This window comes from Peribacillus sp. CSMR9 (assembly GCF_033141925.1).
Classification (GTDB): domain Bacteria; phylum Bacillota; class Bacilli; order Bacillales; family DSM-1321; genus Peribacillus; species Peribacillus simplex_A.
On sequence record NZ_JAOPHO010000002.1, the window covers coordinates 248017 to 269003 of the forward strand.

Below are 20987 nucleotides of genomic sequence, written 5' to 3' on the forward strand. Positions count from 1 at the left end.
ACAGTTCTCATTCTTGTTATTTATCATACGATAGTCGAATCTTTCCTGCAATCCAATAGTGCCTATTTCGATGCTTTTTCTGTAAAAACAAGTATTTTACCATTAAAAATAGCCCTTGCCAAGGAGGTAAGGGCCGTAAGTAGATATTTTAAAGACTTTCCAGCTTATACAGTTACCCAATTCAAACGTTTAATTTCATCGTAGAATTCATCAAATTGTTTGAAGTCCATTTGCTGTGCAGAATCCGATAAAGCAACAGATGGGTCTGGATGCACTTCTGCCATTACACCGTCAGCACCGATTGCAAGCGCCGCTTTAGCCGTCGGAAGCAAGAGGTCGCGACGTCCAGTGGAATGCGTCACATCAACCATGACCGGTAAATGGGTTTCTTGTTTTAAAATCGGTACGGCAGAGATATCAAGTGTGTTTCTTGTTGCTTTTTCGTAAGTACGGATACCGCGTTCACAAAGGATTATGTTGCCATTGCCCTGCGACATGATATATTCCGCTGCATGAATGAACTCTTCAATCGTTGCAGCCAGTCCGCGTTTTAAAAGAACTGGTTTATTTACGGCACCAGCCGCTTTTAGCAAGTCGAAGTTTTGCATGTTGCGTGCTCCGATTTGGATGACATCAATATGATCGATCGCCGCTTCGATATCGTTAGCGCTCACGATTTCACTGATGACGGCCAAGCCGTATTCGTCAGCAACACGTTTAAGTATTTGTAAGCCCTCCAAACCAAGTCCTTGGAAGTCGTATGGTGATGTACGTGGCTTAAATGCACCTCCGCGCATCAATTTCAAACCTTTAGCTTTAATGACTTCCGCCACCGCAGCAGTTTGTTCATAAGATTCAACGGCACATGGTCCGAAAACGAAGCTCGGGATTCCATTACCGACCAATTCACCCTTAATGTCGATGATAGTGTCTTCAGCCTTTTGTTTTCTAGATACAAGAAGCGTTTTCTTCTGATCGTCTTTTTGAAGCTCCAAGCCCAATTTGAAGATTTCTTTGAAAATATGTTTAATCGAACCAAGATCAAGCGGTCCTTGATGATTAGCTTCGATAAGATCCAGCATTGTTCTTTCACGGACCGGATCGTAACGGTTTACACCTTGTTTTTCTTTAACGCGACCAATTTCCTGTACAAGTTCAGCACGTTGATTAATAAGATGTAATAACTGAAGGTTCACATCATCCAGTTGATTACGAAGTCCATCAAGCTCTTTGTTGCTCATTACAAATCCATCCCTTCGTTTTTTAAAATAGAAATCGGTTCAGCGGATTCAAACTAAAAAAATCCCATCCGGACCCTCGAACATCCACTCCGATTGTTTTATCAATGAAAAATTTAGAATATTTCATGTATGATTAAATCAATTATAAATGAAGTGTCCATAAATGTCACTATATTTTTCTTTAATAATTAAACGCTTTTAAGCATTAAAGTTATAAATACTTAAAACTAGGTGCCGCTCATGCCAGAAAAATGGTTACACAGAATATTGAAACACGATCCGTTGTAGGAATTATATTGGAAATAGAACAGGAAAGCTATCATTTAATTGATCATTTTTCACAAGAACATAGAAAAGTTTAAATCTTCTGCCACTTGTCCGAAGCCGAGAAATATTTAAAGAGTCTTTACGAAAGGGCCTCCCTAGAATAGGTTTCCCCAGGATTAACATCCTTAGGCCCGCCAATCAATGGAATAATAAAAGGCCGGATCCCCTACCTAAGGGATCCGGCCTTTATCAATCATTCATTAATGGCTTTGCTCAATGAATCATATGTAATCCGCCAATGAGATTCATTCCAGGCCGGTTTTCCACTTTTAAAAAGGATGGCCTGAGGTGATTGATGTTTGATATCAAATGTTTCTGCCACATAATTGGATAGTGGACGAGCTTCCTGAACGGCTAAATAGGCCGTTTTAAGTTGTTCGTTCTCTAAGATGTACTTTTCATATTGTTCATATGCTTCAGCACTGACCGGGCATGTTACGCTATGCTTGAAAAGTAGGAAAGTATCCTCTTTTAAAAGCTGATTGAATTGTTCTTCTGTTTCAATTTTGGTAATCTTCATAATGCATCTCCTTTCCTTGTACATATAAATTTTACCATCAAAAAGGCGGTGAAGCCATCGAAGCGCTTCACCGCCTTATTCTACGTAACTTTATGTCACTTCATCCCTTTTAAAAGAATGGAGGGTCAAGAATTTATTTCGTTAGTTTATTCTCTGTTTCATCAAATGCCTTTTTCGCTTCATCAAGTTTTAATTTTGCCGTATTCTTGTTTCCGCTTGTAGGATCGGCAGGATCAGTTTCCGGGTTGCTGCCGTTAGCAAAATTCGTTTCTACAGATACGATAGGAGAATCGGAAGTTCCCGTCACATCTATATCCTTATTGCTCGAATTTGTCGTATCATCAGCAGAGTCGCCGTTTTCTTTTCCCGTTTTTAGGCTTTTCACTTTATTAACGATATTTGAAGATTTATTTGAAACGATTTCCGTTACGGAGCTTGTTTTTTCTTTTGCAGTATCAGCAAGAACCGTACCTTTTTCCATCGCCGTTTGTCTTAATCTTTCCGTTTTCTCTGAAATGTTTTTAGCTTGTTCATTGAAATCGTTCCTTAGTTCCTTGCCTGTTTTGGGAGCCATGAACAAAGCAGTGGCAGCTCCGATCATCCCGCCGATCAAGGCGCCAATCATAAAGTCCTTAGAATTGATCGAGTCGCGTTCGTCCTCATATGATTTCTGATAGTCCTTTGTCTGAAATTCTTTTTGAGTCATAATACATTCCCCTTTCAATTTTCAGTTCATTTTTTATATAACTAGATTTTATGATCTAGAACGTAAAAACCTTTTTTTAGGCAGGTTATCGGTTTCCAGTGCTTCCCTTTCTAATTCCGCACTTTCAGTTGGGGTTGGGGCAGCCTGTTTGCTTCTAGTCTTCCATTTATCCCTAATCTCTAAAGCTACATTACTCCATTGTACAATCTGTGAGATTCGTTCTTGATTATTATCAATCTCAGCCTGCACTTTATGGGAAACCTTTTGGATGGAAGAATTAAAGCTTGAGATGGATGTACCTACATCCTTCACGGCATCCACCACCGTGTTCAGGTTTTCTGACTTTTGCTGCAAATCTTCAGCCAACGTATTCGTTTTATGTAATAACTGGGTAGTTTCGAGCGTTATGCCCTGCATTTGGCTCTCTAGTCCTGTCAGCGTCCGGGCCACACTGTCCAGGGTTGTTTGAAGCGATGTCAGTACCTTTGTCAGGAAAATAACAAGGACCAAAAAGGCTATCGCTGCAACAGCAGCACTTACGTATAAAATAATCTCCATTGGAACACCTCCGAAAAAATCGACTTATTTAGTAGCTGTTAGATATTAATTACCCCTTCCCTATTATTATAAACGTATTTATTTTTTCAATATACCCCATCAAACCCTAATCTGGAAATATTGTTGCCTGCATCCAGTTCCTCCATGAAATTCATGGGGTGACACTTATGGCTGGAAATCGGGTATGATAGAAAGATAAGTCGAATTTAAACAATGGAGGTATTTTTATGAAAGATCCCAGAATTGAAACATTGGCTAAAAATTTAATCAATTATTCCGTGAAGCTTCAAAAAGGTGAAAGAATCTTGATCGAAAACTTTGGATTGCAGCGTGAACTTGTTAACGCCCTTGTGAATGAAGCCTATGCAGCTGGTGGTTACCCATTCGTCCTTTTAAAGGATCACCAAGTCGATCGTGCCTTGTTGATGGGTGCCAAAGAAGAACAGTACAAGATGATGGGTGAGTTTGAAGCAAACGTAATGAACCAGATGGATGCCTATATCGGGCTTCGTGCCGGGGATAATATCAATGAACAATCCGATGTCCCTCCAGAGAAGATGGCGATTCATGGACAGACAGTCGGTAAAGTACATAGAAATATCCGCGTGCCAAAAACAAAATGGGTCGTACTTCGCTACCCGACAAATTCCATGGCCCAATTAGCCAAAATGAGCACTGAAGCATTTGAAGACTTTTATTTCGAAGTCTGCAACCTCGACTATGGCAAAATGAGCGCAGCAATGGACAGTCTTGTCGAATTGATGGATAAAACGGATAAGGTCCGCTTAACCGGGCCCGGAACGGATCTAACCTTCTCCATCAAAGACATTAAAGCCATCAAATGTGCAGGTGAGCTGAACATTCCTGACGGTGAAGTATATACGGCTCCTGTTAAAGATTCCATCAATGGAGTGATTTCGTATAATACTCCGTCCCCTTATCAGGGCTTTACTTTTGAAAACGTGAAGTTAACATTCAAGGATGGAAAAATCGTTGAAGCGGCTGCGAATGATACGGATCGCATCAACAAAATTTTTGATACTGATGAAGGCGCACGATATGTCGGTGAATTTGCAATTGGTGTAAATCCTTATATTCTACACCCGATGCAAGATATCCTCTTTGATGAAAAAATTGATGGAAGTTTTCATTTCACTCCCGGACAATGCTATGATGATGCCTTTAACGGAAACCATTCCGACATTCACTGGGACCTGGTCAACATTCAACGCCCAGAATACGGCGGAGGGGAAATCCATTTTGATGACGTCTTGATACGTAAGGACGGGCGCTTCGTTTTACCCGAACTGGAAAATTTAAATCCAGAAAATTTAAAATAACAAAAATTCCAATAAAAAACGACCGACCCGTGCTAACGGATCGGTCGTTTTTTTATTTTACCTGCAGTGAATGCTCGTAGGCTGCTTGGAACTTCTGAATGTCCCCCGCACCCATGAATAACACGACACTGTTTTCATGATTTTGCAATATTGCAGTTGTGTTCTCCGTTATCAGCTCGGCACCTGGAATTTTATCTTGAAGGTCCTCAATCGACAACTTCCCTTGATGTTCACGGGCAGATCCAAAAATTTCACATAAGTATACTTTGTCGGCCAAATTCAAACTGTCAGCAAATTCATCCAGGAATGCCTGCGTTCTCGAGAAAGTATGCGGTTGGAATACCGCAACAACCTCACGCTCTGGATATTTTTGACGAGCAGAGTCAACAGTTGCCGAAATTTCAGTCGGATGATGCGCATAATCATCAATGATGATCTGGCTTCCGATTTCCTTTTCGGAGAACCTGCGTTTAACTCCGCCAAAAGTCCGCAATTGGGCTTTCACAGCTTCTTTATCCAAGTTTTCATATTTACAAAGTGCAATGACACCAAGTGCGTTCAACACATTATGCTTTCCAAAGGTAGGAATAGTGAATGTATCATAGTAATTGTTCCTTACGTGCACATCAAAAGTGGTGCCATCCGGAGTGACGGAAACATTTTTCGCTTGGAAATCATTTCCTTCTGCAAATCCGTAAAAAATAACTGGTACTTTAGCCTGAATATGTGGTAAATGCTCATCATCCCCGCACGCAAAAATGCCTTTGTTGACTTGAAGGGCCATCGTTTGGAAAGCCTCGAACACGTCTTCGACATTGGCGTAATAATCAGGATGGTCAAAATCGATATTCGTCATGATTGCATAATCCGGATAATATGAAAGGAAATGACGGCGATATTCACATGCTTCGAATACGAAGTAATCAGAATTCACGATTCCTTTACCCGTTCCATCCCCAATCAAAAAGGATGTCGGTTTAGGCCCGCCCATTACATGGGCCAGTAAGCCGGTCGTCGATGTTTTACCATGCGCTCCCGTAACCGCCACGCTGATAAAGTTTTTCATGAAATCACCTAGGAAACGGTGATAACGGATGATCGGCAAACCAAGTTCCTTTGCCTTCATGATTTCCGGATGACTATCCGGAAACGCATTTCCTGCAATGATGGTCATTCCAGGTTGAATATTTTCCTCGTTAAAAGGAAGGATTTTAATCCCGGCTTTTTCTAATGCCAATTGTGTAAAAAATTCTTTTTCGTAGTCGGAACCCTGCACTTCAATATTCATATCATGCAGTATTTGTGCAAGAGCACTCATACCCGACCCTTTAATTCCCACAAAATGGTAAGCAGTCATAAAGCGAACCTCCACCAATCGTCTACCTGTATGACAGTATATGACGTCATCTTTTATTTGTTTTTTCATTACGAGACTTGTTAGAAACGCAATTTCTTCATAGTTTTTCATGCTTATATTTTCAATCATTCATCAACAAAAAACTATTATATCACTTTTTTATTCATTCATCCATGTCAGGGAGGTTCCAATTTATAAAATCATTGGCTTTTGCCTCAATTAACGTGATAATAACAAGGTTTTCACCCTTTTACATTATATACAATTTCCTTTTAATAGGTTCTCTTAATTAACATGTAAAAATTCCAGTTCTTCTTCCGAAATCAAAACATCCCTGGGCCTTGAGCCCCTGGATTCAGAAACGACTCCTTGCTGCTCCATCATTTCTATTAAACGCGCCGCACGGTTGTAACCGACACGGAAGCGCCTTTGGACACTCGATGCAGATGCAGCCTGTTGGCTCACGACAAATTCACATGCCTCGAAAAATAGTTCATCCGCTTCTTCCGTGACCTGGGCCCTGTTCAACAAGTCTTCCTGTTCAAACAGATATTTAGGCTGCTGCTCCAGTTTGACATGGTTGACAACTTGATCGATTTCTTCATCACTTACAAAAGTCCCTTGCAGGCGAACCGTTTTTGAAGAGCCGTTTTCAGCAAATAACATATCGCCTCTTCCCAACAGTTTTTCCGCACCTCCGCTATCGATGATCGTACGGGAGTCGACTTGTGAAGAAACCGAAAAAGCGATCCTTGTCGGGATATTTGCCTTGATCAATCCAGTTATGACATCGACAGACGGTCTCTGAGTGGCTACAATCAAATGAATGCCACAGGCCCGGGCCTTTTGAGCAATCCGGCAAATCGCTTCCTCTACATCAGCCGGGGACATCATCATTAGATCCGCAAGCTCATCGATGATCACTAGGATATAAGGCAGCTTGCTTGAAAATTGACCGGCTTTTTCCGCTTGGTCATTAAAGCGGGTGATATCACGTACACCGGCATGTACAAACAATTCATAACGCCGTTCCATTTCCTCTACCGCCCATTTAAGCGCGGCCGTAGCCGCTTTTACATCGGTTATGACTGGACTGACCAAATGCGGGATTCGATTATATGGGGCAAGTTCGACCATTTTGGGATCGATCAACAGCAATTTCAACTCCTGCGGCGTCGCTTTATACAGCAAGCTTACCAGCATGGTGTTGATACAGACACTTTTCCCCGATCCCGTTTGCCCGGCTATCAATCCATGCGGCATCTTCCTCAAATCCGTGATTATCGGCTGACCGGATATATCTAGACCCAAAGCCACAGCAAGCGGTGATTCATGCTCTTGAAACTCATTACTTTCCAAAACCTCCCGCAAAAATACCGGCTTGCTTTTCCTGTTCGGAATCTCGATTCCAATTGTATGTTTACCCGGTATAGGCGCTTCCATCCGCATATCCTGAGCGGCAAGGCTTAATTTGATGTCATCCATCAGGTTCGTCACTTTATTCACCTTCACACCGGGTTCCGGATGCACCTCGAATCGGGTTACTGCCGGTCCTTGAGTGACATTGACGACCTTAGCACGGACATTGAAGTTTTTCAAGGTCTCATCAAGTAATAAAGTCTGTTCTTCGAGCCACTCATCATCATGCACAGCATAAGTGGGAGGTGTCAGCAACTCGATATTCGGAAACACATAGTATGGATTATCATCGGCTTCAACGGAACCAAACACTTCCGGGGTATCGCTCTGCCAACCTTCTGCTGAAGCCTCTGTATTATCAGCTTCTTGATTCCCATTTTCAGAAATGTGATGCCCCTGTTCAAATGAAGGCTTAAAGACAGGAGTCGAACCGATATTGGATTCAGCTGTTTTGTCAGGCACTGCGACCGTTACGTTGCCATATTCAGTATCCACTAAGGTTGAGGGTTCTTGAATGACCGGAGTCTCCTCCTTCGACATAACTTTGCCATCCTCCGGTTTCCGTTCAGGAATGGAGGATGATTTCGCTTGTCCTGCCTCCGTTTCATCAGCATTGATCAGAGATCGCTTATCAGGTGAAACGATTACCCTTTCGGCATTAGGGCTTTTTTTTTCCGGCAAAATTTTATTCATGAACTCATTTTTTTCCCGGTCTTTCTTAAGCATCATCACATTAAATGGGATATGTTTTTTCGGACGATTAGGATGTTCTTCCGGTTTTGCCTCTGATGGATCACTTTCTGGATGGATCCCGTGACTTACAGGTGGTTGAGTCGATTGTACCGGGACCGATATAGCTTCAGCCGGCTTGTCCATGATGGATACAGCGACTTCGCGTCCAAAATCAATTGGGTCCTGTTCATAAGACTCTTTTTCTTCCGCATGCTCATCTATAACAGGCTCACTTACTGCTTCTTCAGGTCGTGCCTCAATGGACTTCTTACGAAAGAAAGCGGGTATCTCCGCCCCTTCCCTTTTTTTTTCCGCTTGCTCTTGTACAAGAACAGATGGTTTTATCGTCAATTCCTCAAAGGCTTTTGGGGTTTCAGGGATGGATCCTGGAATCTCAATATCGGGTTCTTCTTTATTAATGACGGGCAATTTGCTTTCTAATTCATATTCGACAATTCCTTCAGAAGGGACTATCTTTTTTTCCGGACGGCGGAACCCATAAATGGGTGAAGGGATTTCCGTTGGGCGGAATGGAGTATTTGAAGGGACTATTTTCGAGTTTTGCTCCCGATCTAAGCTTCTCCGTTTTGTTTCGGGATCCCTAACAGGCCTTCTCGTTTCTTTGGTCACATTCCCCTGCTCTGGTTCGTGATTTTCCCGGTTTCTTTCCCTAGGCTTTCTTTTTTTCTGCTCCCGGTCAGGAATGAGCGGAAACTTGAACTGTCCTTTGGGATATTGAAACAGGATTTTCGTATCCGGATCTGGAGTCTGTGACATTTTTTCCACTGTTTGATTGTAAACTTTTATTTCTTCTTTCTTTGACTTCGGTAGCTTCGAAAAATCCATATTTCTTAATGTCTCTTCATCAAGCGGTTCATCTATAATAATTTCTTCGATTTCAATAATTTCCTCTGCTTGGAACCATTTTTTCATCTTATTTAGCCATTTCAAACGTATCACTCTTTCTACATCTGTAGTTATGTAACTAATTCTACCAGTTATTTTTAAAATATCGAGAAAATTTAAGCTAAATTGGGATTTGTATCTGCTTTTTTTCGTTTTCTTTACTAACTCTACCTATTCCGCAGAACTCCTATCCTATTAAACCCCTTGTTGAATGAGTTTAAACCTATCCATTGTGAAATACCCTCAGCCTCTAGTCTACTATTAAAATAAAACACCGCTGTTAAATCACGTTTACAATGAGATTAAGTTTACATGCAAACCGGGTGGAGACTGGTCAAATCATTGCATCATCCTTCATGGAACCTCCGGTGGCATCCAAACTGCCGAAGCCTATAAAACACCGTTCGTTAATACTGAACGGTGTTTTGTGGGTTCTAACGTTTTTTTGCAAAAAAAGACCAATGGTACTATTCCCATTCATAAAAGCTGCTTACAACCTGCGCCACTGATTTGGAAGCGATCAAAAGGGCATCTTCATCAATATCGAATTTAGGATGGTGATTGAATTATGCCTTCTCCATCCCTTTCGGTTTACAGCCGATGTAAAAGAAGCAGCCTGGAATCTTTTCTGCATAATACGAAAAATCTTCTGAACCTGAGAAAATCGGAAATTCCTAACCTTCTTAAGATCTTTGTCATTCATGCTTTCCAGGCTATTTTTCACGAAACCAGTCAGTTCAGGTTCCTTGTTGGAAAATGCTTCACTTTCTTTTAGTTCAACTCTATTAAACTTGTATATACTTCTCCATAAAAAACAGGACCGCTGCCAAGCTGGAGTTTTTCCATGCTGACACGGTCCTTTTGTTTTGCAAGATATTATAGTTCACGCTTTTTGTTTTTACCCAAAATGAAGATGGGCTCCAGCTCATTTTCTTCATAAAGGAAAGATAGAGCCGTTATCGGTACATGACCGCTGGCAAAGAAGCTCATGGCCATTTGCGCAAGAATATCATAACCCGTATCATTCTTCACATCGGCAATGATGATGACATCCTGATGCGGAATGGCCACGGCCATGGTTCCCTCGACCTTATCCTTCATTTCCCGGAGCCAGGATTCATTTAGGATTCTGCTGGCATCATATCCGTCATTCGTGTTCAAAAAATAAAATGCATTACCTGCAACGATATCCGACTTCATTTCAGTTGAGAGGGAACGGGCATTGAAAAGGGCAATTTCACGGATCCTGTCACCCTGCCAATTTTCCCGTTGAAGCATCTTTTCATCTATAAGGCGGTAGGTCTTCCCTAAATCAAGGGCATAGAAAATCCGGGTTTCAGCCGTATGCTCATCGAATAAAAATGGATTTCCGTCTTCCGATTCCATAGGAAAGGAGGTTGAGCGGATGACTGGGAAAATGGACTTCTCCTTGCCTTCCATGCTGTGATCTTCCCCCATTACATTCAGGGCCTCTTCCACATAATAGGTAATTTCATCGATGGCTTTTTCCTGTACATTTTCATAGTTAGCAAGTACAGGAGGCAACTCGATGGTGATCCCCTTCCCGGTCTTCACATTTTCCACACGTAACGTATCTTGCTTGCTATCGAATTTGAAAGTGCGATTAACATCTTTTAAACGTTCCTTCAAGATATTTTTCAGCTTCGTGCTGTCCATTTTCATGATTGACCCTCCTCTTCATTGAAAAATCCCCTGCGAGAAGGGGAAATTGATTATAGTGATTGAATGAATTCCTCAATTTGTTCTTGTGTTTTTCGGTCCCTGCTCACGAATCTACCTAGCTCTTTGCCATTATCATAAGCGATGAAACTTGGTATACCGAATACATCATTAGCTGCACACACATCGATGAATTCATCACGGTCCACATGAATGAACGTAAAATCAGGAAATTTCGTTTCAATCTCCGGGATTATCGGTTCGATTACACGGCAATCTCCACACCATGCTGCTGAAAAAAGAAAAATATGTTTGCCTTCATTTTTTAATGCATCAAATTGCTCAATAGTTTGTAAATTTTCCACTTGAATATTCCTCCTGCTCTAAATGACAGTTTATATTATCCCATCATACCAGACTCTCCCCGAATCAACCATTAATATGGATCGGTTGAATGGCCGGAAATTTCGGGGTGCATTTTATTTTTGGGGCACAGATGAAACGACTTGCATCATTTGTTTCGCATCGGTTTTTAAGTGGTCTTTATCCGTTTCGGTTGTCAGCTTGACCGCACCGATCCCCACCGCAAGCTCATACTTTTCCTTCGATGCCTCTTTTATCGAGATAAAGCCGAATTTTTCATCATTTTGAAAAGAATGCAGCACTAAATATTGATCCCCCTGCAACTTTGTTGCCAAAAATAATACGGAGCTGTCTTCCTTTTCATTTGGATTGACAAATAATATATATGCCTTATCACCTTTTTGTAAAATCAAATTATTTTCATGTTCTTCTACTACATTAAAATCCTTTGGCAGATAGACCTGAATAAGCCCTGCCTCGATATTGGGCTGTTTTTCATCGTCACGAAAAGCCACTTCAGCAGCCTTCATCGCCTTTTCGGTTTGTCTCTCGATGCCTGAGCAACCAACAAGCAAACTGCTAATTAACACGAAAACAAGAAATTTTTCATTCGATAAAGCCATCGTCATTCCTCCAGCCTTCTCTTGTACTCACTTATGGATACTATTATCCTTATTTATGGAATTCATCCATTTTCTAAAAAACATGATACAATGAAAGCAATTTAAATACCGAGGAGGAAAACTATGAAATTAACCGTGTATCTTGCCGGGGAGATTCATTCGAATTGGAGAAGTGAGTTGAGAGATAAGGCCGCTGCCTTGAAGCTTCCCTTAGAATTTGTCGGTCCGATGGAAAACCATGAACGCTCCGATAATGTTGGTGAAGATATTCTCGGAGAACAGCCGAACCCTATTCTGAAGGATGCCGCCGCTTCCCAAATCAATAATTTGCGGACAGGTCTTATGATGAAAAAAGCTGATCTTGTCGTCGCTCTGTTTGGCGAGAAATATAAACAGTGGAATACTGCCATGGACGCTACCACCGCCGTTTCCCTGGGTAAACCGCTTATTTTGATTCGCTCAGAATCCCATCATCATGCCTTAAAGGAATTATCGGAAAAGGCGAGTGTCACGGTCGAATCCGTGAACCAAGCCATGAAGGTGCTCTCTTATATTTTTGAAGATGGGCGGTAATTCTTCCTGGCCAAGAGCTTGACCCCCTATGTGGATTGATTGATAACGAGAAAAGGTCTATACCCAAATAAAAAGCTTGTAGGGAAAGTGAGATGAACCTAATCTCCCTACAAGCGAAAAACAATATTTTATGAGTTAAAACTTATCCCTTTCTAATGGGAATCCAAATTTCTGAATAATAATCAGGATTTGATGCGTCATCATTCGCATATACTTCCAATTCAGGTGTCCCGGCATGTTCATAACCGCTGGTAGGGAACCATTCGGAAAAAATTTGCTTCCAGGCTTTTTGAATGGCATCCGGCATTGGCCCGTGAACTTCAAATACAACCCATTTGGAAGCCGGTATCGTAAGTGTTGAAAACTCTTCAGGCACTTTCCCGGCATACTCTGCACCTATCCAATAATCCATAGTTTCATTTTTTTCCACTGCCCGCTTATCGACACATACACCAATCAAGCCATCTATTTGGCCATTATTCAACTTCCCTAACCTATCGCTGGTTCCATCCGCATTCACTTTATCCCACAACATCGGAATCCCAACCAAATTTTCTTCATTAATCAAGGAAAATTCTTGCTTGATTCCAATCAATTGAAAGGAATCCCTTTCGAGGATATTGTATTTCATCGGTTTTGCCCCTTTCAAAATCACCTGTATCACCAGGCGTTCATAGAATTTCAGCTTCCCCATATACTTTCGGGCTTCACTTGGAGATACTCCATGCTGCCTTCGAAAAGCTTTTGAGAATGCCTCGGGAGTGTCATAGCCATACTTGTAGGCTAAATCAATGACCTTGCCATTTGTGGATGAAATCTCCTGGGCCGCTAATGTCAATCTTCGACGCCGGATATATTCACCAATCGAAATATCCGTTAAAATGGTGAATGTCCTTTGAAAATGAAAAGCTGATGCATTCGCTTGCCTGGAAATGCTCTCGATTGTCAGATCCTCCAATAAGTGCTCCTCGATATACTCGATCGCCTTCTGGATTGATTCAACCCACCCCATTCCGCTCACCCCTTGTCATTTATACTAGCAACCCCGCTCATTAAAATCCTGTCAGATCCTGCTCTGTTTTGGCAGTATTCTTTTTTCATGATTCGAACCCGCATTCGCCGATCCGAAGTATGCATTCTGTCATGACATGATTCAAAAATCCTCTTTTTTCATTTTCAGCTTATACTCGTGTTGACCGGCAAGCATCCTCATGATATGAAGGAACATTTCCCCCCTGGTGATTCGCTCATTTGTAAACACGCCGATCGCCCCTTCCTTTTTACTAATATTCTCTTGGTTTGTGAAGGCGTCCATCACCGGGCCCAACTCTTGACCGCCCAGCAGCTTCTCAGCAACAATTTTGGGTAGTGGGATTCTCGCTCCGCCAGCTACAAAGACCTTACCGTCTCTCGTGGCCATCGCACCCCAATTACACAGAAATAGGCCCTGTTCCATTTTCACGACACCGCCTTCAAGGCCGATACCGATTTCAGCATCACTGTGAATTAAGCAATTCCGGGCACGTGTCATTGCCCCATCCAACGTTTCCTCATCTGAAAATGGCTGGTCCGAGACCCCGCTTTCCACTTGAAGCGAAATGATTTCAGCTTCTACATATACATCAAGCACTGCCTTTACTTTCGCCGGATTTTTACTGCCTACTGCTATTTTCAATATACTTACCTTCCTTCTATGTAAAAAAAAGCTGCTGGAAAAGGATACATGACAGCATCCCTTTCCATTTCAGCTTCCTCCATCAACCGTTATTTATCAAAGTCTCAAATGTCGATTTATCGCAGGAACGAACCAATTTCCCAATCAGTTCACGTGCAGCGGCATAATCATCAATATGAATCATGGATGCATGTGTATGAATATAGCGGGAGCAAATACCAATCACCCCGCTTGGAATTCCTTCATTTGCAATATGGACCTGCCCTGCATCCGTGCCTCCTTGGGAAACGAAATATTGATACGGAATATCATTCGATTCTGCCGTATCAAGGATGAATTCCCTCATGCCGCGATGCGTAACCATCGAACGATCAAAAATGCGGAGTAGTGCCCCTTTCCCTAGCTGGCCAAATTCACTTTTACTGCCGGACATATCATTCGCCGGACTTGCATCTAAAGCGAAGAAAAGATCCGGTTTGATCATATGAGCTGCAGTCTGCGCACCCCGTAATCCCACTTCCTCCTGCACGGTTGCTCCGGAATATAAGATATTCGGTAATGTTTCATCTTTTAAATCTTTTAACAATTCGATTGCAAGTCCGCACCCGTAACGATTATCCCACGCTTTTGCAAGGATTTTTTTCTCATTGGCCATCGGCGTGAATGGACAAATCGGTACAATCTGCTGACCAGGCTTAATACCGATTCGCTTCACGTCTTCCTTATCATCCGCCCCGATATCAATCAGCATATTTTTGATATCCATCGGTTTTGAGCGTTGCGAATCATCAAGCAAATGAGGAGGAATCGAACCGATTACACCAATGACCGGGCCGTTATCGGTAATGATTTCGACTCTTTGGGCCAAAAGCACTTGACTCCACCAGCCTCCAAGGGTCTGAAAACGAATCATTCCATTTTCCGTTACGGAAGTGACCATGAAGCCCACCTCATCCATATGCCCGGCAACCAGGACAGTCGGCCCTTCTTCATTCCCTCTTTTTAAGCCAAATATTCCGCCAAGGCGGTCTTGAACGACTTCATCCGAATACTTTTCCAGCTCACTCCTCATGAAACTCCGAACTGCATGTTCATTTCCCGAGGCTCCTGGTAATTCCGTCAATGTTTTAAATAGTTCTAAAGTCTCACGATTCATTTTTTTACCCCTAACCTATGTATTGTTACTTACTATTTTACAGAACTTAGCTTCATGTTACACTAGAAAGTTCTAATTTATCAGTTAATGGTTAAAATTTCAAATTATTAGTCAAATAATGTGTTCTTCTGTATACTGGTGGGAGTGGTTTTAAAAAATGCAATGGAGGAGAAATAAATGAATTGGAAAACGTTTTTACTAGGTACTGCAGCCGGGTTTGCCGCTGGCTATGCAACAAAACAAATATTGGATCAATCAAGTAAACCTTCTCCGGATAAAGTCTTGGCCCAAGTGAAGGAAACAGTCAAAAAGGATGGAAATATATATGGCTCATGGATCTTGATGAAGCCGGAAAACTATACAAAAAATGATTTGGACTATGAAGTGTACAAAGGTGGGATCACTAGAAACACAGAGGGACAACGCGAGCAATTCGAATTTATTGCAGATGCCTCTACAGGAACGATATTGGAACTTAATGCACAAAATGATTGATACAAAAAGGAGGGCAGTCAAAATGACGTCCTCCTTTTGCTTTCCCGCTTACCGTTTCCGTTTCAATTCGGCTATTATATCCTTACCCGTTACATCCCACTTGATGGCACAATAGTGGGCATCATGGTAAAAGCTGTACCAGGACCCATTTTCGAGTCCGGATTTCATCCATTTTTCCTTCGCCTCGATGGAAGTCATAGGATAGTCGTCATAAGCGAGGACCCAGAGGACATTCGCATGCGCGTGCGTCGGCATGATATCTGCCATGTGGATCAATCTATCCCCGCCATCTTCAATGATGATGATTGCATGTCCATCACTATGACCCCCAGTATGGACCATTTTAATGCCGTCCGTAATTTCTTGCTCCCCTTCAAAAGGACGAACAAGAGAAGCGACAGCCTCCCAGTTTTCTGCCCAATATGTACTTTTTGAACGAATATTCGGGTTTTGCATTTCTTTCCATTCAGTTTGGGTCGTAATAATTTCTGCACGCTCGAAAACAGGAACCCAATTTTCATCTTTACGTTTCGTTAAACCGCAGGCATGGTCGAAATGTAGATGCGTCATTAAAATGTAATCGATATCATTTGGCTGAATCCCAAGTCTGCCAAGATCTTCAACAAGATTGGATTCCTCCGTCACCCCAAAATTCCGTCTTTGCTTGTCATTCATCTTTCCATTACCAATACCGGAATCTATAAGCATGTTCAATCCATTTGCCTGCACTAAAATCGGATCAGTACGTAACTCGATTTGGTTATTTTCGTTAACAGGATACTTCTTGGCCCAAAGCGGTTTCGGTACAACACCGAACATCGCGCCACCATCCAAGTGAGTTACACCGCCATTCAACCATGTTAATTTAATTTCCCCTATTTGCATCGTTTCCATTTTACCCCTCCTCTTCCTTTAGTTTAACACCCGCTTCCAAATATTGAAATTGATAACAATCCATCTCGTTCTCGTAAATCCAGGAAATCCATAGTAGGACGATAATGGTGGATACATTTCAATATAATCTCTCTTGAGTTTCCTTGACATCCTTGATGATTAACAGCATTAATCCTGTCTTTTACATAAGGAAGATATGAACATTTTTTGATTTTAACAAACTAAAAACCAGATGCTATGCACCTGGTTTCTGAACGATGATTATTGGAACATTGCTTCCAATCGGTATATCCGGTTGCCTTTACTCGAGAACTTTTCTTCATATTCAGTCATGATATTCCCTTCAAAACTGCTGTTATGCAGATCAAGGCTTACATATTTCAAGAGCATGCCGTATTCGGAAATACTCTTCAAGGAAGATTCGAATAACCCTTGGTTATCCGTCTTGAAATGAATCTCGCCATTGTCTGGCAGGATTCCTTCATATACTTCGAGGAATGTCTTATACGTTAACCGACGTTTTGCATGGCGTGATTTTGGCCATGGATCAGAGAAATTCAAGTAGACGCGATCCACGTCACCTTTTGCAAAATATTCGCCTAAGTTCGCTGCGTCAACATTCAACAGCTTTAAATTCGGAACTTCTGCTTCAATCAGCAAGTCCAGTGCAGCTACAATGACGCTTCTATATACTTCAATTCCAATGAAATTCACATCAGGATAGGCTTTTGCCATTTCTGTAATGAAACGGCCTTTCCCCGTACCCACTTCAATATATAACGGATTATCGTTACCAAAAACTTCATGCCATTTACCTTTATGGCTCACTGGCTGATGAATTACATATTGTGGAAAATCATTCAAACGGTCTTCAGCCCAAGGTTTATTTCTTAAACGCATGATGACACCCCTATTTATAATATAATCGTTCAAACCATAACACGAGTGGATGGATTCCTGCAAGTTGATTTTTTTAGTAAAAAGCCTGCATGCACCCACTGAACAAATAAAAAAACTGCCGGCCATCCAGGCGACAGTCTCTGTAGTTTTCATGTATAAAACTTTCCGCAAAACACACCATAAATAAGTGAAGGGCAGGCGAGAACCACCTGAGAATCCCTAGAATCCATATTTAAGAAAGGAGAGGTATTAAATGCCGATTACCCATGAACATCAAATGTCACTATTAAAAGATATATTAACCAATCATCAAAAAGACTGCTGCGGATCCGTTGCTGAATGTGAACAGGTTGAAAGGCTCGTCAAATCCTTAATGATCAACATGGATATTGACAGCAATGTGAAAACGATACTGACAGAGATTTACGAATACAGTCAGACAGGCATCGGTACCGCCGATTTAGATGCACATATATCAACCCACCAGAACGACTTGTCCCAGTGGGTGGATGATATAGATCAATTCTGATCAGTCAACCATCAATAATGCTTCAAGTTTTTGCAGTAGTTCATTTCTTTCCTCGTACCGCTTTCTACGATGATGCCATTGGATGGAAAGCACAAGTTGTGAAACCGTGTGCCATTTCATCCTCATCTCCAGGCCTGCGTCAAGCTTCTTGCCATAGCGGGCAAGCCATTGATTCCATTCTTCCCTTGGGACATATGAATACAGGAGTATGCCGAGGTCAATGGCCGGATCGCCAATGACCGCTCCGTCCCAATCAATCAGGAACAATCCGTCGGTTTCGGTCATGAGCCAATTATTATGGTTCACATCACAATGACAGACGACTTTTTCGTCGCATTCAATCAACAGGAGATTGTTCTGTAAAAAATGGATGGCTTCCTTGATAATCGGAATATCCGTAACATCCGAAGTTAACCCGGTTTCTATGTCTGTAAGTATACTTTCAGGTCGTAAAGGGGATTTCCCAAGCCTTTTGAGCATGCTTAACAAAGGATTGGATTGATGAATTTTTTGAAGCAGCTTTGCGACTCTTATATTGTTCATTTCCTGCTGAGATAGCTCCCTGCCTTCCATCCAATGCTGGGCCGTAATTACATCCCCATTTTCCAGGCGTTTTGTCCACATTAACTTTGGAACAATGCCCTCAGCTGAAAGAACAGCTAAAAATGGCGATGAATTTCGTTTAAGGAAGAGCTTCTGCCCTTCTTTCTCGGCAATAAAGGCTTCTCCCGTAGCTCCTCCAGCAGGGGATATATCCCACTCCTGACCTAATAAATGTTCCAACTGGTTCACCTTCGATTTCCTCGCTTAATCATACAAATATGGGTACGTTCACCTAGTGTATGTAATACCACTACTTTGAGTCCATGTTTAATAAAAAATCCGCCTGCTGGCGAAGCTGCATATATACGTGCATCGGGATGATACCCGCAATTAAAAACATCCTCATTTAGAGAAATAAAAAAATAGCTATTGAGCAATTAAACAATAGCCATAAATTAAATTTTAGTTGAAAAACGGTTTCTTCGTCAAGTACTATAGAACGATTATACGCATAAAACAAAAACAAATAAATCATTTCATATTTTTGCATGGAATATCATCCTTGAACATGAAGCGGATTTTCTCTTTCAGAACCACTGCAGCTGCTTCATCCATTCCAACAATTTCCCCATCAGACTGGATTTTTACTGACACGTGATTCCTCATTGTTATCATTTTACCAGAAAAAGAATCAACATTTTTAATATTTAGGTGAAATGAATACGGTCAATAATTTCAACTATGTAATATCATGGACCGCAAACACATTCAACCTGACATCATCCAGCTTTGACATCGTTGAAATTTTCATTCTACCGCCAAAGTATGGCTGGTTCGCAATGACAATGAACCATACTGTTTCAAAAGCTGCCGATTTTCATCAATAAGCAACTCCATACCGCTGGGCTGATAAGAAAATAACTTTTTTATAAAAATGAACAGATAAATTAATTTACCCGCTCTGACAAAATTAAACCATTTTTTCAGAAGGGAACGGCCCCTTCAGCGGAAACTTCAGCATCAATTCCCATGCCAAGGCTATTCATAAAATAACCAACCTTATCATTCGACTCGAACTGTCTATTGGCAACTGCACTAAATCGTTATCCTAAAATAAAGGAAGGGCTTCTTCCACACTCTCAGTTTTTTGAATGCCCCTTACATAATCATTGCCAGACCAAGCCGCAAGGGAGCTGATGATCGCATGAGAAAACCAATTGCGCCATTTATCATTTCATTAATGGTTGATCTCCCCCAGCAGCGATCATCCGGGTTTCCTGATTTGTCCCTGATAGTATTTGCTTCGTCAATCTTAGCGTTGCCTCTTTTCCCTTGTAAAAAACACCTCATAGGGAACAGCTTTTGATTTCAGTATTTCCTCGGCTTTCTTCCCAGCCATTGGATTGACAATGTAACACAGCGTGTCATTAAGGGGCGGCATGTTCATTTCCCTCTGTTTGGTTATATTCGGCATCCCATTCAGGTCGCAGGCTGGATGTAGTTTGGCAATATTCCAGCAATGCCTGTGCGCCTTTTAACTGCTGTGCCTTAAGAGGAGATGATATATTCCGCAGCCTATCAAACCAATCCGGGAAGGTCCGTTTATCCAATATCGTAATATCATTAGGAGCTTTGGGGTAATCCACATATCCATTCCGTGATAGAATCACCTTCTTAATCGGCACGTTCACTTCATAAAGCTCAAATAACTGGGAGACGATGTTCCCATCCGATTTGCGCCCAGCAAAGGGTTGAGCACTTTTTTATCAGGATGCTTATGATGCCTGCGGACCCAGAACCGATCACTCCCACCGATGAAAGCAGCGTCTTCCTCGGCTTCCAGAAAAGTGATGCACCAAGCGTCAACTGGGGTCAATAAAATGACATCGACTTCAACAGGAGCATTTTTCAATAGAAAAATTGGTTTATATAATACAAGAAACGTATCCGGAAAACGCTGCAGAAAAAAGCGGAGCCTTTCATCCAAAAAGAATGATTGGTCCACAATTGACTTTTCTCGAAGCGTCGAACTTCCCCATTTCATTTGGAAGCGGAGCAATTGATTTAAAAAATTCTGCTTTAATTCATCCAGACTGGCCGGACGGAACGGAAACTTTAATGAAAATACATTAGTATTTTCAACTTGGTTCTGTATTACCAACTCTTCCGCCTCTGCCTCTTGTTCTGCCCTGTGGAATATGCCTTTCACCCTTTTAAACAGGCCCTTTGACCCTTCCTGTGAAGTATCAATCTTGACCTGTGTTCCACTTTCAGCATATTCGCTATACAACCGATCTAGCTCACCCGCATTATAAGCAGCCTTCAATGTATCCCATTGCTGTTTTTTCAACCGTGCAAATTGTGTTGGATATCGATAAATATCCTGCTCATACCGGGAAATATAATCCTGCATCTTTATGAGCTGTGCCATACAGCCACCACCCCTCTCT

At 41.7% G+C, this 20987-nt stretch carries 23 protein-coding genes and 1 pseudogene; 5 read left to right on the forward strand and 19 right to left on the reverse strand.

Annotation, left to right across the window (positions count from 1 at the left end; genetic code table 11):
- Positions 1 to 164: 164 nt before the first annotated feature.
- The 4 genes from N9I19_RS03020 to N9I19_RS03035 all read right to left on the reverse strand — a co-directional run bounded on the left by N9I19_RS03020 (position 165) and on the right by N9I19_RS03035 (position 3352).
- Positions 165 to 1241 carry a bifunctional 3-deoxy-7-phosphoheptulonate synthase/chorismate mutase gene (locus N9I19_RS03020; protein ID WP_061464410.1) on the reverse strand — a complete coding sequence of 359 codons (1077 nt, stop codon included), beginning with the start codon at positions 1239 to 1241 and terminating at the stop codon, positions 165 to 167.
- Positions 1242 to 1761: 520 nt separating this feature from the next.
- Positions 1762 to 2088 carry a bacillithiol system redox-active protein YtxJ gene (gene ytxJ, locus N9I19_RS03025; protein WP_061464411.1) on the reverse strand — a complete coding sequence of 109 codons (327 nt, stop codon included), beginning with the start codon at positions 2086 to 2088 and terminating at the stop codon, positions 1762 to 1764.
- Positions 2089 to 2221: 133 nt separating this feature from the next.
- A complete protein-coding gene (locus N9I19_RS03030; protein ID WP_089363615.1) occupies positions 2222 to 2794 on the reverse strand; it encodes a YtxH domain-containing protein in 573 nt (190 codons plus the stop codon).
- A 48-nt stretch (positions 2795 to 2842) separates the two neighbouring features.
- Positions 2843 to 3352 (reverse strand): DUF948 domain-containing protein, encoded by a 510-nt coding sequence (locus N9I19_RS03035; protein WP_061464413.1) that lies wholly within the window; start codon positions 3350 to 3352, stop codon positions 2843 to 2845.
- Positions 3353 to 3579: 227 nt separating this feature from the next.
- Between N9I19_RS03035 and N9I19_RS03040 the strand changes: the two genes are divergently transcribed.
- Positions 3580 to 4692 (forward strand): aminopeptidase, encoded by a 1113-nt coding sequence (locus N9I19_RS03040; RefSeq protein ID WP_061464414.1) that lies wholly within the window; start codon positions 3580 to 3582, stop codon positions 4690 to 4692.
- 52 nt (positions 4693 to 4744) lie between these two features.
- Here the strand turns inward: N9I19_RS03040 and murC are convergent, their stop codons facing one another.
- The 6 genes and pseudogenes from murC to N9I19_RS03065 all read right to left on the reverse strand — a co-directional run bounded on the left by murC (position 4745) and on the right by N9I19_RS03065 (position 11772).
- Positions 4745 to 6049, reverse strand: coding sequence for a UDP-N-acetylmuramate--L-alanine ligase (gene murC / locus N9I19_RS03045; protein ID WP_061464415.1), 1305 nt, complete (start codon positions 6047 to 6049; stop codon positions 4745 to 4747).
- A gap of 285 nt (positions 6050 to 6334) precedes the next feature.
- Positions 6335 to 9151, reverse strand: coding sequence for a DNA translocase FtsK (locus N9I19_RS03050; protein WP_317776933.1), 2817 nt, complete (start codon positions 9149 to 9151; stop codon positions 6335 to 6337).
- A 422-nt stretch (positions 9152 to 9573) separates the two neighbouring features.
- A pseudogene (locus N9I19_RS25120) lies at positions 9574 to 9780 on the reverse strand (M20/M25/M40 family metallo-hydrolase); the annotation flags it as partial.
- Positions 9781 to 9982: 202 nt separating this feature from the next.
- Positions 9983 to 10789: a DUF1444 domain-containing protein gene (locus tag N9I19_RS03055; protein WP_317776934.1), complete on the reverse strand. Its 807-nt coding sequence runs from the start codon at positions 10787 to 10789 to the stop codon at positions 9983 to 9985.
- A gap of 50 nt (positions 10790 to 10839) precedes the next feature.
- Positions 10840 to 11151 carry a thioredoxin family protein gene (locus N9I19_RS03060; protein WP_061464419.1) on the reverse strand — a complete coding sequence of 104 codons (312 nt, stop codon included), beginning with the start codon at positions 11149 to 11151 and terminating at the stop codon, positions 10840 to 10842.
- A gap of 114 nt (positions 11152 to 11265) precedes the next feature.
- Positions 11266 to 11772 (reverse strand): hypothetical protein, encoded by a 507-nt coding sequence (locus N9I19_RS03065; RefSeq protein WP_089363613.1) that lies wholly within the window; start codon positions 11770 to 11772, stop codon positions 11266 to 11268.
- Positions 11773 to 11895: 123 nt separating this feature from the next.
- Between N9I19_RS03065 and N9I19_RS03070 the strand changes: the two genes are divergently transcribed.
- Positions 11896 to 12345: a YtoQ family protein gene (locus tag N9I19_RS03070; RefSeq protein ID WP_089363612.1), complete on the forward strand. Its 450-nt coding sequence runs from the start codon at positions 11896 to 11898 to the stop codon at positions 12343 to 12345.
- A gap of 142 nt (positions 12346 to 12487) precedes the next feature.
- On the opposite strand, the gene N9I19_RS03075 is transcribed toward N9I19_RS03070, so the two are convergent.
- From N9I19_RS03075 to N9I19_RS03085, 3 genes are all read right to left on the reverse strand, one after another.
- Positions 12488 to 13357, reverse strand: a complete 870-nt coding sequence (locus N9I19_RS03075; RefSeq protein WP_317776935.1) for an AraC family transcriptional regulator — start codon at positions 13355 to 13357, stop codon at positions 12488 to 12490.
- 141 nt (positions 13358 to 13498) lie between these two features.
- Positions 13499 to 14020, reverse strand: a complete 522-nt coding sequence (locus N9I19_RS03080) for a DUF84 family protein (RefSeq protein ID WP_317776936.1) — start codon at positions 14018 to 14020, stop codon at positions 13499 to 13501.
- A gap of 82 nt (positions 14021 to 14102) precedes the next feature.
- The gene (locus tag N9I19_RS03085) at positions 14103 to 15176 is read right to left on the reverse strand and encodes a M42 family metallopeptidase (RefSeq protein ID WP_317776937.1); all 1074 of its coding nucleotides are present in this window, start codon (positions 15174 to 15176) and stop codon (positions 14103 to 14105) included.
- A gap of 177 nt (positions 15177 to 15353) precedes the next feature.
- Between N9I19_RS03085 and N9I19_RS03090 the strand changes: the two genes are divergently transcribed.
- Positions 15354 to 15671, forward strand: coding sequence for a PepSY domain-containing protein (locus tag N9I19_RS03090; protein WP_125160196.1), 318 nt, complete (start codon positions 15354 to 15356; stop codon positions 15669 to 15671).
- Positions 15672 to 15719: 48 nt separating this feature from the next.
- Here N9I19_RS03090 and N9I19_RS03095 read toward each other — a convergent pair whose 3' ends face one another.
- Positions 15720 to 16565, reverse strand: a complete 846-nt coding sequence (locus tag N9I19_RS03095) for a YtnP family quorum-quenching lactonase (protein WP_317776938.1) — start codon at positions 16563 to 16565, stop codon at positions 15720 to 15722.
- A 261-nt stretch (positions 16566 to 16826) separates the two neighbouring features.
- On the reverse strand, positions 16827 to 17465 hold the full coding sequence (gene trmB / locus N9I19_RS03100; protein ID WP_317776939.1) for a tRNA (guanosine(46)-N7)-methyltransferase TrmB: 639 nt from the start codon (positions 17463 to 17465) through the stop codon (positions 16827 to 16829).
- Positions 17466 to 17718: 253 nt separating this feature from the next.
- On the opposite strand from trmB, the gene N9I19_RS03105 reads away from it, so the two are divergent.
- On the forward strand, positions 17719 to 17994 hold the full coding sequence (locus tag N9I19_RS03105) for a YtzH-like family protein (RefSeq protein ID WP_317776940.1): 276 nt from the start codon (positions 17719 to 17721) through the stop codon (positions 17992 to 17994).
- Here N9I19_RS03105 and N9I19_RS03110 read toward each other — a convergent pair whose 3' ends face one another.
- Both N9I19_RS03110 and N9I19_RS03115 read right to left on the reverse strand, forming a co-directional pair.
- A complete protein-coding gene (locus tag N9I19_RS03110) occupies positions 17995 to 18777 on the reverse strand; it encodes a phosphotransferase family protein (RefSeq protein WP_284470002.1) in 783 nt (260 codons plus the stop codon). It abuts the gene before it with no gap.
- Positions 18778 to 19068: 291 nt separating this feature from the next.
- The gene (locus N9I19_RS03115; RefSeq protein WP_284149540.1) at positions 19069 to 19191 is read right to left on the reverse strand and encodes a hypothetical protein; all 123 of its coding nucleotides are present in this window, start codon (positions 19189 to 19191) and stop codon (positions 19069 to 19071) included.
- Positions 19192 to 19253: 62 nt separating this feature from the next.
- Here N9I19_RS03115 and N9I19_RS03120 point away from each other — a divergent pair, with 62 nt between their 5' ends.
- Positions 19254 to 19424 carry a hypothetical protein gene (locus N9I19_RS03120; protein WP_317776941.1) on the forward strand — a complete coding sequence of 57 codons (171 nt, stop codon included), beginning with the start codon at positions 19254 to 19256 and terminating at the stop codon, positions 19422 to 19424.
- Between the two features lie 540 nt (positions 19425 to 19964).
- Here N9I19_RS03120 and N9I19_RS03125 read toward each other — a convergent pair.
- Both N9I19_RS03125 and N9I19_RS03130 read right to left on the reverse strand, forming a co-directional pair.
- Entirely contained in the window at positions 19965 to 20228 is a 264-nt protein-coding gene (locus N9I19_RS03125) for a hypothetical protein (protein ID WP_317776942.1), read from the reverse strand.
- Positions 20225 to 20968 (reverse strand): NERD domain-containing protein, encoded by a 744-nt coding sequence (locus tag N9I19_RS03130; protein ID WP_317776943.1) that lies wholly within the window; start codon positions 20966 to 20968, stop codon positions 20225 to 20227. The genes N9I19_RS03125 and N9I19_RS03130 overlap by 4 nt, the downstream gene beginning before the upstream one ends.
- Between the last annotated feature and the right edge of the window lie 19 nt (positions 20969 to 20987).

What these genes read in the sequence shown, in the direction of transcription:
- N9I19_RS03095 (WP_317776938.1), bottom strand. Translation starts at nt 16,565, where the DNA reads ATGGAAACGATGCAAATAGGGGAAATTAAATTAACATGGTTGAATGGC.
- N9I19_RS03085 (WP_317776937.1), bottom strand. Translation starts at nt 15,176, where the DNA reads ATGAATCGTGAGACTTTAGAACTATTTAAAACATTGACGGAATTACCA.
- N9I19_RS03065 (WP_089363613.1), bottom strand. Translation starts at nt 11,772, where the DNA reads ATGGCTTTATCGAATGAAAAATTTCTTGTTTTCGTGTTAATTAGCAGT.
- N9I19_RS03120 (WP_317776941.1), top strand. Translation starts at nt 19,254, where the DNA reads ATGAATACGGTCAATAATTTCAACTATGTAATATCATGGACCGCAAAC.
- trmB (WP_317776939.1), bottom strand. Translation starts at nt 17,465, where the DNA reads ATGCGTTTAAGAAATAAACCTTGGGCTGAAGACCGTTTGAATGATTTT.
- N9I19_RS03130 (WP_317776943.1), bottom strand. Translation starts at nt 20,968, where the DNA reads ATGGCACAGCTCATAAAGATGCAGGATTATATTTCCCGGTATGAGCAG.
- N9I19_RS03055 (WP_317776934.1), bottom strand. Translation starts at nt 10,789, where the DNA reads ATGAAAATGGACAGCACGAAGCTGAAAAATATCTTGAAGGAACGTTTA.
- N9I19_RS03040 (WP_061464414.1), top strand. Translation starts at nt 3,580, where the DNA reads ATGAAAGATCCCAGAATTGAAACATTGGCTAAAAATTTAATCAATTAT.
- N9I19_RS03020 (WP_061464410.1), bottom strand. Translation starts at nt 1,241, where the DNA reads ATGAGCAACAAAGAGCTTGATGGACTTCGTAATCAACTGGATGATGTG.
- N9I19_RS03105 (WP_317776940.1), top strand. Translation starts at nt 17,719, where the DNA reads ATGCCGATTACCCATGAACATCAAATGTCACTATTAAAAGATATATTA.
- N9I19_RS03075 (WP_317776935.1), bottom strand. Translation starts at nt 13,357, where the DNA reads ATGGGGTGGGTTGAATCAATCCAGAAGGCGATCGAGTATATCGAGGAG.
- N9I19_RS03070 (WP_089363612.1), top strand. Translation starts at nt 11,896, where the DNA reads ATGAAATTAACCGTGTATCTTGCCGGGGAGATTCATTCGAATTGGAGA.
- N9I19_RS03035 (WP_061464413.1), bottom strand. Translation starts at nt 3,352, where the DNA reads ATGGAGATTATTTTATACGTAAGTGCTGCTGTTGCAGCGATAGCCTTT.
- ytxJ (WP_061464411.1), bottom strand. Translation starts at nt 2,088, where the DNA reads ATGAAGATTACCAAAATTGAAACAGAAGAACAATTCAATCAGCTTTTA.
- murC (WP_061464415.1), bottom strand. Translation starts at nt 6,049, where the DNA reads ATGACTGCTTACCATTTTGTGGGAATTAAAGGGTCGGGTATGAGTGCT.
- N9I19_RS03030 (WP_089363615.1), bottom strand. Translation starts at nt 2,794, where the DNA reads ATGACTCAAAAAGAATTTCAGACAAAGGACTATCAGAAATCATATGAG.
- N9I19_RS03090 (WP_125160196.1), top strand. Translation starts at nt 15,354, where the DNA reads ATGAATTGGAAAACGTTTTTACTAGGTACTGCAGCCGGGTTTGCCGCT.